This window comes from Pseudomonas sp. EL_65y_Pfl1_R83, assembly GCF_963970695.1.
Lineage (GTDB): Bacteria > Pseudomonadota > Gammaproteobacteria > Pseudomonadales > Pseudomonadaceae > Aquipseudomonas > Aquipseudomonas tritici.
Genome location: NZ_CAXAQI010000024.1, coordinates 24,395 through 39,979, shown reverse-complemented (window position 1 = coordinate 39,979; position 15,585 = coordinate 24,395). Strand labels below are relative to the sequence as shown.

20 protein-coding genes and 1 pseudogene are annotated in these 15,585 nt (G+C 60.3%); 6 read left to right on the top strand and 15 right to left on the bottom strand.

All coding sequences use genetic code 11. The features are described 5' to 3' along the window. Positions 1 to 6 precede the first annotated feature (6 nt). Positions 7 to 702, top strand: a complete 696-nt coding sequence (locus tag AACY08_RS25720; RefSeq protein ID WP_339471980.1) for an AzlC family ABC transporter permease — start codon at positions 7 to 9, stop codon at positions 700 to 702. Then, positions 699 to 1,010: an AzlD domain-containing protein gene (locus AACY08_RS25715; protein WP_339416217.1), complete on the top strand. Its 312-nt coding sequence runs from the start codon at positions 699 to 701 to the stop codon at positions 1,008 to 1,010. The genes AACY08_RS25720 and AACY08_RS25715 overlap by 4 nt, the downstream gene beginning before the upstream one ends. Positions 1,011 to 1,162: 152 nt before the next feature. Here the strand turns inward: AACY08_RS25715 and AACY08_RS25710 are convergent, their stop codons facing one another. Then, positions 1,163 to 1,378, bottom strand: a complete 216-nt coding sequence (locus AACY08_RS25710; RefSeq protein ID WP_065873020.1) for a hypothetical protein — start codon at positions 1,376 to 1,378, stop codon at positions 1,163 to 1,165. Between the two features lie 225 nt (positions 1,379 to 1,603). On the opposite strand from AACY08_RS25710, the gene AACY08_RS25705 reads away from it, so the two are divergent. Then, the gene (locus AACY08_RS25705; protein WP_065873021.1) at positions 1,604 to 1,957 is read left to right on the top strand and encodes a hypothetical protein; all 354 of its coding nucleotides are present in this window, start codon (positions 1,604 to 1,606) and stop codon (positions 1,955 to 1,957) included. 143 nt (positions 1,958 to 2,100) lie between these two features. On the opposite strand, the gene AACY08_RS25700 is transcribed toward AACY08_RS25705, so the two are convergent. The 8 genes and pseudogenes from AACY08_RS25700 to AACY08_RS25665 all read right to left on the bottom strand — a co-directional run. Continuing rightward, on the bottom strand, positions 2,101 to 2,805 hold the full coding sequence (locus tag AACY08_RS25700) for a YoaK family protein (protein ID WP_339471978.1): 705 nt from the start codon (positions 2,803 to 2,805) through the stop codon (positions 2,101 to 2,103). 69 nt (positions 2,806 to 2,874) lie between these two features. Beyond that, positions 2,875 to 4,497 (bottom strand): ABC-F family ATP-binding cassette domain-containing protein, encoded by a 1,623-nt coding sequence (locus tag AACY08_RS25695; protein ID WP_339471977.1) that lies wholly within the window; start codon positions 4,495 to 4,497, stop codon positions 2,875 to 2,877. Between the two features lie 124 nt (positions 4,498 to 4,621). Then, positions 4,622 to 5,659, bottom strand: a complete 1,038-nt coding sequence (locus AACY08_RS25690) for a DNA topoisomerase IB (RefSeq protein ID WP_339427525.1) — start codon at positions 5,657 to 5,659, stop codon at positions 4,622 to 4,624. Positions 5,660 to 5,737: 78 nt separating this feature from the next. Then, positions 5,738 to 6,817, bottom strand: a complete 1,080-nt coding sequence (modC, locus tag AACY08_RS25685) for a molybdenum ABC transporter ATP-binding protein (protein ID WP_339471976.1) — start codon at positions 6,815 to 6,817, stop codon at positions 5,738 to 5,740. A gap of 5 nt (positions 6,818 to 6,822) precedes the next feature. Then, the gene (modB, locus tag AACY08_RS25680; protein WP_339471975.1) at positions 6,823 to 7,503 is read right to left on the bottom strand and encodes a molybdate ABC transporter permease subunit; all 681 of its coding nucleotides are present in this window, start codon (positions 7,501 to 7,503) and stop codon (positions 6,823 to 6,825) included. Then, complete coding sequence (gene modA, locus AACY08_RS25675) at positions 7,504 to 8,262, bottom strand: molybdate ABC transporter substrate-binding protein (RefSeq protein ID WP_339471974.1); 759 nt, start codon at positions 8,260 to 8,262, stop codon at positions 7,504 to 7,506. Between the two features lie 119 nt (positions 8,263 to 8,381). Then, a complete protein-coding gene (locus tag AACY08_RS25670; protein ID WP_339471973.1) occupies positions 8,382 to 9,440 on the bottom strand; it encodes an NAD(P)H-dependent flavin oxidoreductase in 1,059 nt (352 codons plus the stop codon). 109 nt (positions 9,441 to 9,549) lie between these two features. Then, positions 9,550 to 10,233: pseudogene (locus tag AACY08_RS25665) on the bottom strand (alpha/beta fold hydrolase); the annotation flags it as partial. On the opposite strand from AACY08_RS25665, the gene AACY08_RS25660 reads away from it, so the two are divergent. Continuing rightward, complete coding sequence (locus tag AACY08_RS25660; RefSeq protein ID WP_339471972.1) at positions 10,220 to 10,720, top strand: CGNR zinc finger domain-containing protein; 501 nt, start codon at positions 10,220 to 10,222, stop codon at positions 10,718 to 10,720. The pseudogene AACY08_RS25665 and the gene AACY08_RS25660 overlap by 14 nt on opposite strands. On the opposite strand, the gene ada is transcribed toward AACY08_RS25660, so the two are convergent. The 4 genes from ada to AACY08_RS25640 all read right to left on the bottom strand — a co-directional run bounded on the left by ada (position 10,717) and on the right by AACY08_RS25640 (position 12,999). After that, positions 10,717 to 11,763, bottom strand: a complete 1,047-nt coding sequence (gene ada / locus AACY08_RS25655) for a bifunctional DNA-binding transcriptional regulator/O6-methylguanine-DNA methyltransferase Ada (protein ID WP_339471971.1) — start codon at positions 11,761 to 11,763, stop codon at positions 10,717 to 10,719. The genes AACY08_RS25660 and ada overlap by 4 nt on opposite strands. Positions 11,764 to 11,838: 75 nt before the next feature. Further along, positions 11,839 to 12,504, bottom strand: a complete 666-nt coding sequence (gene alkB / locus AACY08_RS25650; protein WP_339471969.1) for a DNA oxidative demethylase AlkB — start codon at positions 12,502 to 12,504, stop codon at positions 11,839 to 11,841. 4 nt (positions 12,505 to 12,508) lie between these two features. Then, on the bottom strand, positions 12,509 to 12,676 hold the full coding sequence (locus tag AACY08_RS25645) for a hypothetical protein (RefSeq protein ID WP_098467678.1): 168 nt from the start codon (positions 12,674 to 12,676) through the stop codon (positions 12,509 to 12,511). Between the two features lie 20 nt (positions 12,677 to 12,696). Further along, positions 12,697 to 12,999 carry a DUF1883 domain-containing protein gene (locus tag AACY08_RS25640; protein ID WP_027606593.1) on the bottom strand — a complete coding sequence of 101 codons (303 nt, stop codon included), beginning with the start codon at positions 12,997 to 12,999 and terminating at the stop codon, positions 12,697 to 12,699. A gap of 213 nt (positions 13,000 to 13,212) precedes the next feature. Here AACY08_RS25640 and AACY08_RS25635 point away from each other — a divergent pair, with 213 nt between their 5' ends. Together AACY08_RS25635 and AACY08_RS25630 are read left to right on the top strand one after the other, a co-directional pair. Next, the gene (locus tag AACY08_RS25635; protein ID WP_314567286.1) at positions 13,213 to 13,566 is read left to right on the top strand and encodes a hypothetical protein; all 354 of its coding nucleotides are present in this window, start codon (positions 13,213 to 13,215) and stop codon (positions 13,564 to 13,566) included. A 269-nt stretch (positions 13,567 to 13,835) separates the two neighbouring features. Further along, complete coding sequence (locus AACY08_RS25630; protein ID WP_339416238.1) at positions 13,836 to 14,066, top strand: hypothetical protein; 231 nt, start codon at positions 13,836 to 13,838, stop codon at positions 14,064 to 14,066. Positions 14,067 to 14,075: 9 nt separating this feature from the next. On the opposite strand, the gene AACY08_RS25625 is transcribed toward AACY08_RS25630, so the two are convergent. Both AACY08_RS25625 and AACY08_RS25620 read right to left on the bottom strand, forming a co-directional pair. Then, on the bottom strand, positions 14,076 to 14,357 hold the full coding sequence (locus tag AACY08_RS25625) for a hypothetical protein (protein ID WP_339471967.1): 282 nt from the start codon (positions 14,355 to 14,357) through the stop codon (positions 14,076 to 14,078). Positions 14,358 to 14,524: 167 nt separating this feature from the next. Further along, positions 14,525 to 15,496 (bottom strand): fimbrial protein, encoded by a 972-nt coding sequence (locus tag AACY08_RS25620; RefSeq protein WP_339471966.1) that lies wholly within the window; start codon positions 15,494 to 15,496, stop codon positions 14,525 to 14,527. Positions 15,497 to 15,585: the final 89 nt, after the last annotated feature.

Here is a 15,585-nt window from a genome sequence, read left to right as displayed (position 1 = left end):
GTTTCCATGCCCACTGCCTTACCTCATTACGCTTTCGCTCGCGGCGCCATCGCCGTCATTCCCTTGTCCCTGGCCTGTGCGCCGTGGGGACTGCTGGCCGGTTCGATGGCCATTGATGCACAGTTCACCCCGTTGCAAGCCCAAGGTTTGTCCGCCATCGTGTTTGCCGGGGCCGCGCAACTGGTCGCCATCGGTATGGTCAAGAGTGGCGCCAGCCTGATTTCCATCGTGCTGACCACCTTGCTGCTGACGTCCCAGCATTTGCTGTACGGCATGCATGTACGCCCGATCCTGTCGCCCCTCAAGACGCGTTGGCGCATGAGCCTGGGCTTTCTGTTGACCGACGAATTCTTCGCACTGGTCAGCCATTTTGACCGCGAGACCTTCAACCGCTGGTACGCCCTGGGCGTCGGCCTGACGTTCTATATCATCTGGAACCTGTTCACACTGGCCGGTATCGTGCTCGGCAAAAGCATTCCCGGCCTTGATCAACTGGGGCTGGAGTTTTCCATCGCCGCCACGTTTATCGCGTTGATTACGCCGGTGGTGCGTGACATCCCCACGGTGGTCTGCGTGGCCGTGTCGTTGCTGTTTTCGGTGTGGTTGAGCTTTATGCATTGGGAGTCGGCCGTGGTGGTGTCCGGGGTGTTGGGCATGAGCGCGGGGTATGCCTGCAAACGACTGGGAGTAGGGCAGCGATGATCTACATCATGATTGTGGCCATGGGCCTGGTGGTATTTCTCAACCGTTACCTGTTTATCGAGCCGCGCCTGCCGGTGCGCCTCAACCGTGGCGCGCGGGAGTTTCTCGGGTTCGCCGTGCCAGGCATGCTCACGGCGATTTGCGGGCCGATCATTTTCCTGGCCGACCATCAACTCAACCTCAGCCCGGCCAACCCTTACCTGCTGGCGGGGCTCAGCGCGGTGGCGTTGATGTTCTGGACGCGCAATGTGTTGATCACCGTCCTGTTGAGCATGGCGTTGTTTTACCTATTGCGCTGGTTGCTTTGACACCCGGACGAAAAAAAGCCCGCGGGAGGGCGGGCAGAAGGGAGGTTTCTAAAAATGAGCGTGGCCAATATAGGCAGCCCCGGCGCCCTTCACAGTGAAACTAAATTCATGCTGCACACAGCAAGGCAGCCCGATTGGGCTGCCCAGGCACATCAGCTTTTTGCGTTGAGCTTGCGCAGTTCTTCATAGGTGGCCGACTGGACGAACCAGAAGCCGGAAATGATGCACCACGTCAAAGTACCGCCCACCAATACCGCCAGGCCCGACAAAAAGCTTGCGCTGAACATCGTCACCAAACCCATCAGCCAGACGAAGGCCAGTGCGATGTAGAGAACGGAGTTGTTGACGCTGATGACGAAATCTTTCATGACGCTTCCTTGTTGAGGGTATCCCGTTGATCTCCTCAGTGAGATCAGCCGCGGCATCATAATGCCATGTGTCAGTAGGCGCCACCTTCAAGCACCCAGTCAGCTGGGCGTGCTCTCGCCCTTGAGGATGCAGCGAATCCACTTATAGGCGCCTGCGTGACGTAATAGTCCTTGGGTGTCGCCTGCTAATGATAGAGTCGCGTTTTTTCCCAACGGAGCAATGGCATGCACAAGGTGGTAATTGGCGCACTGGTACTGGCAGCCCTGGCCGGTTGTGCAGGTTCGAAGATGAAAGAGGCGCGCGCCGGCACGCCCTACAAAACCCTGGCTTCAGACAAGGCCACACTGGTGGTTGCCGAATGCGTGCAGTTCGGCTGGCAGGATGAAAGCGTGTTCGGCGTTGACGCCGGCGGCTTCAAGGAACCCATCGGTGCCGGCGGTTTTACCGTGTACACCACCGCCGGCGACTACTTTGTCGATGTGCAAAGCGCGGGTGCCGGTTCCACCATCAAGTACTACGCGGCAGAAGACAATATGCCGGCCAAGCGGCGTTTGGCCGCACTCGCGACTTGCCTGTAGTCCATTGCTTTAGTCGTTTTAGGAAATGGCTGGCACGACAGCTGCGAGGCATTGGATTATGATTCACCCGCTCGCCCGACATGATGGCTCTTTACCGGTACACGGACGTCGAGGCTTAAACGCCGGGCGAGCACCTTTTTTCCTCAGCGCGGCATGTAGCCAAGGTGCCAGCGCCGGGGAATCTTCAGCGACACCAGCCCCAGCACACCTGCCAAGACGCCGCTGACGAGCAGCGCCCTCAAGCCCATCTGCTGCTCCAGCACCGCGCCAATCACCGCCCCCACGAACATCCCGGCCCATGGAATCAGTTGCACGCGCCAGCCGCTGCGACGCTCCCCGAGCAGCCAGCGACCCAGCCCGCGACCAAACCGTGAAAGCGCGCCGGTGACGTAAGTCAGGCCCACCGGCAATCCGTTGACCTCTTCCACAGCGGCATTCAGCATGCCCATCGCGATGATCGCCGCCAGCAGCGCGGGCAACGTATCGGCGAAGGGCAGCATTGCAGCGCCGCACAACAAGCCGGCAATACACAACAGCAAAGGCAGTGCATGGCGGCGGCTCAGCCGGCTGACCAAGACGCCCAAGGCGTTACCGACGACAAAGGTCGCGACCAGCAACAGCAGCCGTCCGGTCAGGCCAAGATCCCCAGCGCTGATCGCCACCGCCAGGCGTGTGGTGTTTCCGCTCATGAACGACACAAAGTCACCGCTGGCCATGAAGCCGATGGCGTCAGTCATTCCCGCCAGCACCGACAGGCTGGCCACCAGCATCAGCCCGACCCGGCCACGCCAGCGCTGTCGATGGGCCAGTACAGCATTGGCGTTGGGCTTGCGCGGCGAAGGCAGCATAGGACCGGGTTCCTCGGTGAGATTATCCGGCCACTACCGTAGGGCGCTTTTAGGGCGCACGCAATGACCTCAGACACACTCAAGGCACCAGCCCGTAGGCTGCCAGGTGAAAAAGTGGGTCGGCCTGATCGCTTGCACGAAATCCGCGTCATGGGACACCACCATCATCGCCCCCGTGAACCCTTGCAGCGCCTGTTCAAAAGCCATCACCGATTCCAAGTCCAAGTGGTTGGTCGGCTCGTCCAGCAACAACAGTTGCGCCGGCATTTCGCGCCACAAGGCAATCGCCATCGCGGCCTTCAAGCGTTCGCCGCCACTGAGTTGCCCGGCGGGTTGGGTCACGCGCAAGGTGTCCAGTTGCAGCAACGCCAGGTGCGTGCGCAATTCGGCTTCGGTCAGTGGCGTGTCGAGCAGGTTGAGCTGCTCGACGATGGAACGCTGGTCGTCCAGCAGCGCAAGAGGCTGGTCGATATAGGCACTCGGCACCTGCACGCTGCAGACGCCATTGACCGCTTGCCATTCACCCGCCAGCACCTTGAGTAACGTGGATTTGCCGCACCCGTTCGGCCCACGCACAGCGACGCGTACCGGGCCGGCAAGGTGCAGGTTGAGGCAGGTCGAGGGCAGCCATGGCAATTGCGCGTCGACCAACGCCAGCACCTGCCGGCCATTGGGCACCGCTGAGGCGGGCAATGCCAACAGCGTTGGCGTTTCGTCCAGTACCTTTTCGTAGGCCTGGCGCACCTGGGCATCCAACGCCTGTTTGTGTTGCCCATGCGCGCTGCGCACGCTGCTGAGGATTTCCGTGGCGGCGCCTTTCCAGCGCGCTTTGGTGAAACGGTCGACGTTGGCTGTTTGCGCCTGTTTGCGTGAGTGGGCGGCATTGCGTTGCAGGTTGTCATGGTCCTTTTGCAGGCGCCGCCGTTCGCGGCTGCGCGCCAGGCGTGCGTGTTCCAGTGCGGCGACGGCAGCCTGTTGCCCGGCATCGCGCTGAAGGCGATAAGCATCGTAGTTGCCGCCATACACTCGGACGCCGAGGGATGACAGCTCGATGATGCGCCCCATGGCGTTGAGCAATTGCCGATCATGGCTGACCACCACCAAGCCGCCACGCCAATCAGCGAGCACTCGCAGCAGCCAGGCACGGCCGTCGCTGTCGAGGTGGTTGGTGGGTTCGTCGAGCACCAGCAGGTGTGGCGCGGCCAACAGCGCTCCGATGACCGCGACGCGGGCCAACTGGCCGCCGCTGAGTTGGTCGACAGGGGTATCAACATTAAGCTGAGAAAGACCCGCCGCATCCAACGCGCTGCGCAAACGCTCGGCGAGGTTCCAGCGGTCGTCGATCAACGCCAGGTCGTCGTCCTGCGCGGCGCCTTGGGCCATGCGTTCGAGGGCTGCCAATGGCGCCGCGGTCCGGGTGAGATGAGCGACTGTTTCGCCCGGCGCCATCACGAAATTCTGCGCGACGTAAGCCATATCGGGCGGTCGATTCAGCGTGCCAGAGGAGGGCGACAGCTGCCCGGCGATCAACTTCGCCAGGACACTTTTGCCGCGGCCGTTACGCCCCACAATGCCGGTGGGCGTGTGATCGATGGACAGGTTCAGGTCGTCCAGCAAGGTTTCGCCATTGGCGAACTGAAAACACAGGTGTTGCAGGGAAACGAGGGCGGGCAGCCGGTTGACGTCAGTCATCAGCACCTCCAAAAAAATGTCGGACAGGCCAACAGGCGCGCCAGGCGCCCTGTTGCAGATACATTTTGGAAGGCTTAGTTGTTCACGTCGGCGCTCGTCCCGTGAGTCAGAAGGGAGGCAGAGCCTAACCCACCTTGGCCTTTTTCGGCAAATCCGCCGCCAGTTGCTCAAGGAACATCGCCAATGCCGCTTCTTCGGCCTTGAGCCCTTTACGCAGCCGTGGCTTGGGCAGCTTGGAGAGTTCGCCGAGGCTGAAATGATCCAGCACCGCAGGATGGATATAGCACTTGCGGCATACCGCCGGGGTGTTGCCCAACTGCTTGGCGACGTCCTTGACCATTGCCACCACGTGCCGTTTGGCATCGGACTCGGGCTGCCACTCCAATTCCCGCAACACCGCCAGCGCCATGGCGGTGCCCGCCCAGGTGCGGTAATCCTTGGCGGTGAAGTCCGCACCGGTGAGGCTGTGCAAGTATTCATTCACGTCCTGTGAGCTCACGGTGTGCCGCTCGCCGCTTTCGTCCAGGTACTGGAACAAGTTCTGCCCCGGCAATTCCAGGCAGCGCTTGACCACCGTCGCCAAGCGCCGATCTTTAACGCTGATCTGGTGTTCGACGCCGCTCTTGCCGCGAAACTGGAACTTGATCTCGCTGCCTTTCACATCCACATGGCGGGTACGCAGCGTGGTCAGCCCGTAGGATTTATTGTCCCGCGCATATTGAGTATTGCCGACGCGGATTAGCGTAGCGTCCAGTAGCATCACCACGGTGGCCAATACCTTTTCGCGGGTGAAGCCAGGTTCGGCGATTTTTGCTTCCAGCTGTTTGCGCAATTTTGGCAGGGCGATGCCGAACTGCTGCAGCCGAGAGTACTTGTCGCTGTCACGCACCTCACGCCAGCGCGGATGGTAACGGTACTGCTTGCGCCCACGGGCGTCGCGGCCGGTGGCTTGCAGATGGCCGCGCGGGTCAGAACAGATCCACACATCGGTGTAGGCCGGCGGTACGGCCAGGGCGTTCAGGCGCTTGATCTCGTCGGGATCGCGGATGCGCTCACCCTTAGGGTCGAAGTACTGGAACTTGCCCCGCAGCGTCTTGCGGCGGATGCCGGGCTGGGTGTCGTCAACATAATGCAGGTCGCGGGGTAGCGCAGAGTCGGACATGGTGCGGGTTCCTTGGCAACAAATCAGGCCGGTATGTCTGATTGACCGCAGCCGTTTGCGGTCGTGCCAAAAGCTTACTTACGCCAACACAGCCACCGCCTTGATCTGCGCCCACAGTGTCTGGCCGGGGTGCAATTGCAACTGGTCGCGGGAGAACCGTGTGATACGCGCCAGCAACGGCGTGCCACCTGCGTCCAGGCGAACCAGCACATGTGCGCTGTTGTCCGCCGGAATTTCCTGGGTCACCGTCACCGGCAGGCGATTGAGGATGCTGCTGTGTTCTTCTGCCTGCAGGCTGAGGCTCACATCACGTGCCTGGACTTTGACGCGCAACGCTTTGCCCACGGCCAGCGGTGCATGGGCCACGCGCATGTGCAGGGCGCTGTCGGGCAGTTGCAGCGTGAGCAACTGATAATGTTCGTCGTAGGTACTGACCGTGCCGTTGATCACCACGCCAGCGTCGTCGCCCCGTGCCAGGGGCAGGTCGAGGCGCGCCAGGGTTTCGCCAATGGGGCCGCTGGCCAGGGCCTTGCCGTCGCTGAGCAAGACGATGTGATCGGCCAGGCGCGCGACTTCATCCTGAGCATGGCTGACATACAGCACCGGGATATCCAACTCGTCGTGCAGACGTTCGAGGTACGGCAGGATTTCACCTTTGCGCTGGCTGTCGAGGGCGGCCAGGGGCTCGTCCATCAACAGCAATTTCGGGCTGGTGAGCAAGGCGCGGGCGATACCGATGCGTTGGCGCTCACCGCCGGAAAGGTGCTGGGGGTTGCGGTCGAGCAGGTGGCCGATCGCCAATAACTCCGTGGCCTGGGCCATGTCCACACGGCGTTGCTGGCGGGGAATGCGCTTGAGGCCGAACTCCAGGTTGGCCCGCACCGACAAATGCGCAAACAGGCTGGCCTCCTGAAACACGTAACCCAATGCACGCTTATGCGGTGGTACAAACACCCCGTTGCGGCTGTCTTGCCAGACCTCATCATTGACCTGGATGAAACCGTCTTCGGCGCGCTCCAGCCCGGCGATACAACGCAGGCAGGTGGTCTTGCCGGAACCGGAATGCCCGTAGAGCGCGGTCACGCCGCGACCTGGCAGGTGAAGGTCTACCTCAAGGGCAAAGCCCGAATACTTGAGTTGCAGGCGCACATCAATCATTGACATCAGCTCCAGCCCATCTTTGTTTTACGGCTGGAGTAGAGCGCCAGCAACACCAGGAAAGCGAACACCACCATGGAGCCGGCCAGCCAATGAGCCTGGGCATATTCCATGGCTTCGACATGGTCGTAGATTTGTACGGAAACCACCCGGGTTTTGTCCGGGATATTCCCGCCGATCATCAACACCACGCCGAATTCGCCGACGGTGTGCGCAAAACCCAGAATGGAAGCGGTGATAAATCCTGGTCGTGCCAAGGGCAGAATCACCGTGAAAAACGTATCCCAAGGATTGGCGCGCAAGGTCGCGGCCACTTCCAGCGGGCGCGTGCCAATGGCCGAGAAGGCGTTCTGCAAGGGCTGCACTACAAACGGCATGGAATAGATCACCGAACCGATGACCAGCCCAGCGAAGCTGAAGGTAAGGGTGCCCAGGCCCAGCCATTGCGTGAACTGGCCAAAGTAACCATTGGGGCCCATGGCCAACAGCAGGTAAAAACCAATCACCGTGGGTGGCAACACCAACGGCAAGGCGACGATGGCGCCGAGGGGGCCGCGCCACCAGGAGCGGGTTCGCGATAACCACAGGGCAATGGGAGTGCCGATGATCAGCAGGATCACGGTGGTCAGTGACGCCAGCTGGACGGTCAGCCAGATAGCGGAAAAATCGGCACTCGACAGCGGCATTTATTTGGCCAGCTCGTAACCATAGGACTTGATGACGGCAGCGGCTTTAGGCCCCTTGAGGTATTCAACCAGTGCCTTGGCAGCGGCGCTGTCTTTGCCCTTGTTGAGGATGACCGCGTCCTGTTTGATCGGGTCGTGCAGGGAGGCAGGAACGATCCACGCCGAACCGCTGGTGACTTTGCCGTCTTTATAGATCTGCGACAAGGCCACAAAGCCCAACTCGGCGTTGCCGGTGGACACGAACTGATAGGCCTGAGTGATGTTCTGGCCTTCAACGAGCTTGTCTCTGACCTGCTCGGTCAGCCCTTGCTTGGCCAACACTTGGGTGGCAGCGAGGCCGTAAGGTGCCGCTTTCGGGTTGGCAATCGACAGATGTTTGAACTGGTTTTTCTTCAGCACTTCACCTTTGGCATCGACATAACCGTCCTTCGCCGACCAAAGGGCCAGGGTGCCGACGGCGTAGGTAAAGCGTGACCCCTTGACGGTATCGCCTTCGGTTTCGAGTTTTTGCGGGGTGGTGTCGTCGGCGCTCAGGAACACTTCGAACGGCGCGCCATTCTTGATCTGGGTGTAGAACTGGCCGGTGGCGCCGTAGGCAGCGACCAGTTTGTGGCCGGTGTCTTTTTCGAAGTCGGCGGCAATCGCCTGGATCGGTGCGGTGAAGTTGGCGGCCACGGCTACTTGGACTTCATCGGCATGCGCCGAACCAAAGGCGAAGGCTGCGACCAGAACGGCCAGGCGTGAGGCGTGAATCTTCATGAAGCAGCTCCTTTGAGGGTGTGCGGCCTGTTGTCGGTAGAAAGCTTAACCGCTATGTATCGGAATATATAGCGGTTGGCCAGTGCAGGTACAGTGCAAAGTTGCCACGGATGGGGGCTCTACTTGAGCTTGGCCAGGGCCTGCTCCGCCAGTTCGCGTGTCAGCTCATACGTGGTCGTGTCTTTGCCCAGGCGCAGTGCCTGACCGGACCACAGGTTGCTGAAGCCCGTTTCATCCTTGGCCTTGAGCGGCATCAGCGCACCGCCCGAGGTCGGGAACGCCGGAGCGGCCGGGTTGATCGCACCCAGCTCACGCATCACGCGGTTGACGATGCCGCGTGCCGGGCGGCCGGTAAACAGGTTGGTCAGTGCCGTTTCGCTGGCCTGGGCATGACGCAGCGCATGGTGGTGCGAAGCCGTGACGTTGGCTTCTGGGGTAAACAGGTACGCCGTACCGATCTGCACGGCCGAGGCGCCCAGGGCAAATGCTGCAACCATCCCACGTGCATCGCCGATACCCCCGGCAGCAATCACCGGCACGCGGACGGCGTCGACGACTTGTGGCAACAGCGCGAACAGGCCGATCTGGGTGTTGAGGTCTTCGCTGAGAAACAAGCCGCGATGCCCGCCTGCTTCAATGCCCATGGCAATGATTGCATCGCAGCCATGTTGTTCCAGCCAGATAGCTTCCTCCACCGTGGTGGCCGAGGACAACACCTTGGCGCCGGTGGCTTTTACCCGATCCAGCAGGGACTTTTCCGGCAGGCCAAAGTGAAAACTGACGACCTCGGGGCGGAATGCTTCGACCACCTGGCAGGCGGCGTCATTGAAGGGGGCACGGTTGGACACCGGTGTTGGCGCATCAAAGTCGGCCCCCAATTCGCGGTAGTAGGGTTCCAATAATTCTTTCCAGCGTCGATCGCGTGCGACGTCAGGTTCCGGGGGTTGATGGCAGAAGAAATTGACGTTGACAGGGCGCGGGCTGGCCTGGCGGATAGCGGTCAGCGCTTCGCGCAGTTGCTCGATACTCAGTGCGGCGGCCGGCAATGAACCTAGCGCGCCCGCATTATTGGCGGCGATCACCATGGCAGTGGTGGTGCCTACCGCCATTGGGGCCTGGATGATCGGCACTTCGATGCCCAGCAGGTCGAGAAGGCGGGTGTCTGGCCAGGTGCTCATGGGATGCGTCTCCAGCGTTAGTGAGGCTTTACGCTGTTTTAACAGGGCCCTTGGCACCCGGCCAGTCTGTTTTATTCACTGGACGAACGTGCAGTTTCGTGATGTGCCATCAGTCGATGGCGTGGCCCACGACGGCGTGAATTCGCTCGGCGATATGTGCCGCATGGGTTTCCAGGGCGAAGTGGCCAGTGTCGAGCAGTTCCACCACGGCGTGGGGGTTGTCGGCCTTGTAGGCGTGTGCGCCTGGCGGTAGGAAGAACGGGTCGTTCTGGCCCCAGATCACCCGCGTTGGCACTTGCGTCGCCTTGAAAAAGGCCTGGAACGCCGGGTACAGCGTCAGGTTGTTACGGTAGTCGAGGAACAGGTCCAGCTGGATCTCGTCATTGCCGGGGCGCTGCATGAGCAGGACATCCAGCATGTAGGCTTCCGGCGCCACGCGCTCGGGTTGGTTCACACCGTGCAGGTACTGGTAGCGCGTGCCTTCCAGGCTGATCACCGCGTTGCGGATGACTTCGCGGTTGGCCTGGCTCGGTTCGGCCCAGTAGGCGCGGATCGGTGCCCAGGCGTCGCCCAGGCCCTCCAAGTACGCATTCCCGTTTTGCGAAACCAGCGCGCTGACCCGTTCCGGGTGCGCCACCGCCAGGCGCAGACCCACCGGTGCGCCGTAATCGAAGACATACAGCGCGTAACGGCTCAGGGCCAGCGCATCGACAAAATGCCCAACCGTGATTGCCAGGTTATCGAAGCTGTAGTGGTAATCGCGCTCGGCCGGCACCTCGGTGAAGCCGAAGCCCTTCGAGTTCTGGCAGGCTGACGCCGATGTTGCGCGCTGGTGGGTACGCTTGGGCTGGGTCGAGGAGGGTGCGACGCCTGCGTTCGAGGATGGGGCGTTACTGGCAACGGCGAAGACGCTGCGGGAAGTGATCCGGGCCTTGCTGGAGGCACGCAAGGCGTGCGAGCAGGCTGATCCGGCTGCCCTCAATGGCTTTTTGCGCAAGGCCGTCAGCCATCCACAATTGTCCTGGCCGGCACCGGGTGAATTGCACCTGGTGCGTCAGCGCAAACTGCAAACGCCGGAGCAGTTTCTTTCGCCGATCGCCGAAGCTGCCGCTACCTTGCTCGTGGAGGCAGATTTCAACCTGATCCGCACCTGCGAACACCCTGAATGCGTGCTGTGGTTCTACGACCGCACCAAGGCGCATAAGCGTCGGTGGTGCAGCATGGCGCTGTGTGGCAACCGTCATAAAGTCGCCGAGTTCCGCAAGCGCAAGCAGGGTTAGACATTGCTCTCACGCTCCAGCAGCTGCTGCTTGCGCTCCACGCCCCAGCGATAGCCCGAGAGGTCGCCATTGCTGCGCACTACGCGGTGGCAAGGGATTGCCACCGCGAGGCTGTTAGCGCCACAGGCCTGGGCCACCGCGCGGAACGACTTAGGCGCACCGATCCGCGCTGCAATCTGCGCGTAGCTGGCCGTGCTCCCCGGTGGAATATCGCGCAAGGCTTGCCACACCCGCTCCTGAAACGCGGTACCACGCAGATCCAGCGGCAAGTCCAGGCCAAGAGCGGGCGCTTCGATAAACCCCACGACCTGGGCGACCAACTGTTCGAAGTGCGGGTCGGCGCCCACCAGCTCGGCGTTGGGAAATTGATCCTGCAGATCACGCGCCAATCGATCCGGGTCATCTCCGAGCAAAATCGCACACACACCACGGGCACTTTGCGCCACCAGGATTGCACCCAGCGAGCATTGCCCGATGGCAAACAGGATCGCAGTGTTAGTGCCGCCGGCTTTGTAGTCGCTGGGCTTCATGCCAAGCAGCTGGTCGGCCGACTCATAAAAGCGGCTGTTGGAGTTGAAGCCTGCGTCATACAGCGCATCGGTCACCGAGCGCGGGCCCTTGAGGCCATCGCGCACTTTGCGTGAACGATGGGCGCTGGCGTAGCCCTTGGGGGTCAGGCCGGTGACGGCTTTGAACACGCGGTGAAAATGGAAGGGGCTCAGCTTGGCTTGCGTGGCCAGCGTGTTCAGGCTGGGCGGGGTGTCGGCCTGTTCGATATGCCGGCAGGCGTCGGCCACCAGTTGTGCATGGTGTGCTGCCAGTTGGGTCTGGTCGCCGGCAGCGCGTTTGCTGGCGCGATAGCCCGCGGCTTCGGCCTGTGCCGCTGTGTCGAAGAACTCGATATTTTCCGGGCGTGGCAAGCGTGAAGCGCTGCTAGGGCGACAGTACACGCCGGTGGTCTTCACTCCATAGACGAACAGCGCATCGGCTTTGGGGTCACGGGCCAGAATGGCTGCCCAGCGGGGGTCGTGTTCGGTGGTCATGGTTGGCACTCTTGACGGGGCCAGGCCAGATTAGTCGCGCCGCGAGCACCTGGCACTCTGAAGCTTGCGGTCAAATCAGCCGGCAGTGCGAAAGGTGAGGTTGATGCGTTGCGCGCCCATGACCGAGTGCACGCTTTCCTTGATCGGCATCACCCCATGAAAGCGCAAGCGGTCCACGCCGCCCCACACCACCACATCGCCATGGAACAGCGAGACTTTCTGGGGCTTGTCACTGCGCTCGTGCCCGCCAAACAGAAAAATCGCCGGCAACCCAAGAGAGACCGACACCACCGGTTCGCTGTAGCGGCGCTCATCCTTGTCTTGGTGCAGGGCCATTTTCGCGCCGGGTACATAACGGTTGATCAGGCAGGCGTCGGGCGCAAAGTTGAGAAAACCGGCCTCTGCCGCTGCCAACACGGCGAATTGGCGCAAGGCGTCCGGCATCTGCGGCCATGGCTGCAGGTTGCGCGGGTCCAATGGCGAGTAGCGATAGCCCGAGGCATCAGTGGTCCAGCCCAGATCGCCGCAACTGCTCAATGCAGCCGACATTGTAAAACCACCAGGTGTCACCATGTGTCGAAACGGTGATTGAGCCAGGACCCGCCGCAGTTCCGGCAGAAGACGCTCAACCCAAGGCAGGGCGTAGCCTCTTAGCACGTAGGACTGTTCGCCAATTTGCTCGCGCCCTGCGGGTTGCTGCAAGGCGTCATCGGCGAACAGATCGGTCGTGGGGCCAGGCATCGGCTTACAGTGCCTTGCTCACGTTGATGTCGGTGATTTCATCACTGGCATCGTGAATTTTCGCCAGGGCTTGCTTGGCTTCTTCCACGCTGTTGGTGTGCAGTTGAGCGAACTCAAAGCGGCGTTCGCCGTTGAGCTTGTATTTGATTACGTACTTGGTGGTAGCGGTCACGGCTATTTCCTGTCGAGTGTTCAGCTCAGTTTGGTGCTGGTACGGCGCACAATGCGAATCTTGTGGGACAGCGCGGGTTTGCGGGTCACGCTGATTGCGCGGCGCGTGACCACGTCCAGGGTGATGTTCCAGAACCCGGTGCTCGGTGCGGTGATTTTGGCAGGGAACGTGTCGAAGGCGCCGCCGTGATAGGTGTGGCGACCACCGTTCTTAAAGCTGCGAAAATTCGCGTCGCTCATCAGACGAATATTACAAGTCTGCGAGCATTCGATGACGACAATGTCTCCCTCGTTGAGGTGCTCGCGCTGGTGGATGAATTTCATGAGGGTGTCTCCAGAAGGGCTTTTTCTGAAAAATCAGAACGATACGTAGGTTAAGATGGAGTTTATCAGCCCCAGCGCGTTTATTATCGGGTCGTCTTCAACGACGTCGACAATTTAAAACAGTTATTTACCGAGTTATCAGGGATAAATCCTACTTGGGCGGGAGAAATTTACCATCCCCGCTGTCGTAGGGTCTTTATCGGAGGTTTTAGTATGAAGTGGAGTGTGTTGGTTCTGGCCCTGGCGATTGGTGGGTGTGCTTCGGTTGCAGATATCAAGCAGACCCCTCCGACCCTGGCGGTCATTTCCGGGAAGAAACCGCAGGAATATGCCGCGTGTGTGGTGAAGAAACTGTCGGCGACCCGCCGGCCGCCGCAGATCGAGCCGCGTAAGGAAGGTGGTATGCAAGTAATTGTGCCGCAGAAGTTTTCGGCCGACCCTTCGGCAATCTTCGAGATTGATGAACGTTCCAGTGGTAGCAGCATCAAGCTCTACGAGAGCATGTCCAATGTGCCGATCCGTCCGGGTGACGTGAAGAAGGCCGGCGAGGATTGCATTTCCGGCTGATCTGGCCCGTTTCACCCCATAACTTTCCATCCGATGAAAAAGCCTGGCCCCCAAGTGTGATGCCGATTTTTACCGCGCGTTGACGGGCGAGGGCCGTGGGGAGAAAACCTGGGTCAAGTTTCCCACCAATGACGGTGTCAATTTCTACGGTCAGATCGTAGGGGCGTGCTGATAGGGCAGGGCATCCGTTAAACTGTCTGCCGATCAATGCAAAAATGCCGCGCAAACCCTCGGTTTGTGCGGCATTTGTCTTTTTGGGGAAGTCTTTCATGAAGCGTGAACACGTCAGTGCTCGCCAGGCCGAAGGCCAGATATCGGCCACTCACATCATCCAGAACCCTGCTGCCCTGGGGGAGTGGATCGTATTTTTCAAGAAAAGCGGCGGCCGCAGTTTTTTCCTGGTGGACGATCAGGATGAAGTCGAATCCTTTGCGCGCCTGGATGATCTGGTAGAGACCATTCGCGGCCTGGGTATCAAGTTTGCTGACATTCAGATGTAGGCGTAATGCCTACTTGCAGACCACCACCACGCTGCGGCTTTTGTAGTTGCCAACGTCCTGGCCCAGGGTTTTGTCACTTTCCTTGAGAGAGGGTGTGCCTTCGGTGCCGATGATACGGTAGCCGGTGCCCGCACAGGAGGCGTCAGCTTTTTCGTAGCAACTGGCCCAGGAATTGGCCTCGCCCGAGCAGTCGATGGTCAGGCCTTGCTCACCGTTTTTGAGGTAGACGTCAGAGGTGGTGGTGCACCCGGCGAGCGCCAGTACCGCTATCAGTGCCAGAAACTTGTTCATATGGGTTCATCGTCGAGGGTGTTGGAGGGAGCGCAGACACAGTCGTGAGGCGTTGGCGCAAGTTTATAGCTAAATGCCACCTTATGCGCAGTCGCAGAAATAATATCTGTGACTGCGTAGTCCATAAAGTGACGCAAGATGTCTTCGGTTTCAGCCTTGGGCGTGGGTTATGGCACCCCCATTACGAGCACACCGCTTCCCGTTATGGGCCCTGCCGCGGGTAGGGTTCCAGCGCGCGAGACGAGAGAAAAGATCACGTCATCGCCCCCCACGCTGTTGGTGAGCTGGGTCAGGAATGAACCGTTGACCGGAACCGCTGACCCCGCCCGGATCAGGGCCGTGCCGACGTCAGGATTGGTCATCGTCAAAAGCCGTGTGTCGAACGACGACGGGATACCTTTGTAGGTAATGGTGATCGGCGTGGTGATGCCGCCGGTCGGGCATGAGTAATTGAGCCTGCGGTTGCTGTTGATGGGCGTCGTCAGTGGGTTAGTGCCTATTTCCCTTTGATTCACGTTGCCGAAATTTATCTCGATTGGATTGTTATTGTTGATCGTGCACGTAGAGGGTGAGACCGAGAAGTTGTTGGCGGCCGTGTACGTGACCATGAGCCCCGTCCGCTGTGCGTTGTAATTATTCGTCTGGTTTAGACGCAACACACCAAGGACGTCCCCTATCCGAACGTCGATAGGGTTTGTTGGGTTATTGCGTATCAAAATATAGGGCGTTACATCCACGGGTACACCCACAGCGTTGTTGCGCATGGTCGAAATCCGAATGCCATCCGGAACCGGGGTGTTTCGGAAAACCCCGTTTATACGCAAACCTGTGCCTTGGCTGACGAATTTTGGGCCGGGCGTCCAGGCGGGGCCGGCTTGTATGGACGTCGCCCAATAGTCTTCCCACCAAGTCGGGGTGCTGGGGTAGGGCGTGAATCTGCACTCCAGCCTCACGCCATCCAGGATGATGCGGGTTGCGTCAGAACCGAGTTGGACCGTTACGGGAACCTGGAGGTTTAGCGTCCCGCCATTGTCTACTTGCTGCCAGGGGCCGTTATTCACACGGCATTGAGCTGCCTTCACATTCATCGCAGCAGCCATCAGGACGAAAAGCGCCATGGCGCCATAGAGTCGTTTCATTTTGATCTCTCGCTGCTCCTCTATCCAGGCACCGCCCGACGAACTTTCGGTCCGTGCGCTAAAGCCGCCCAGGAAATAGAGTTGAGGTT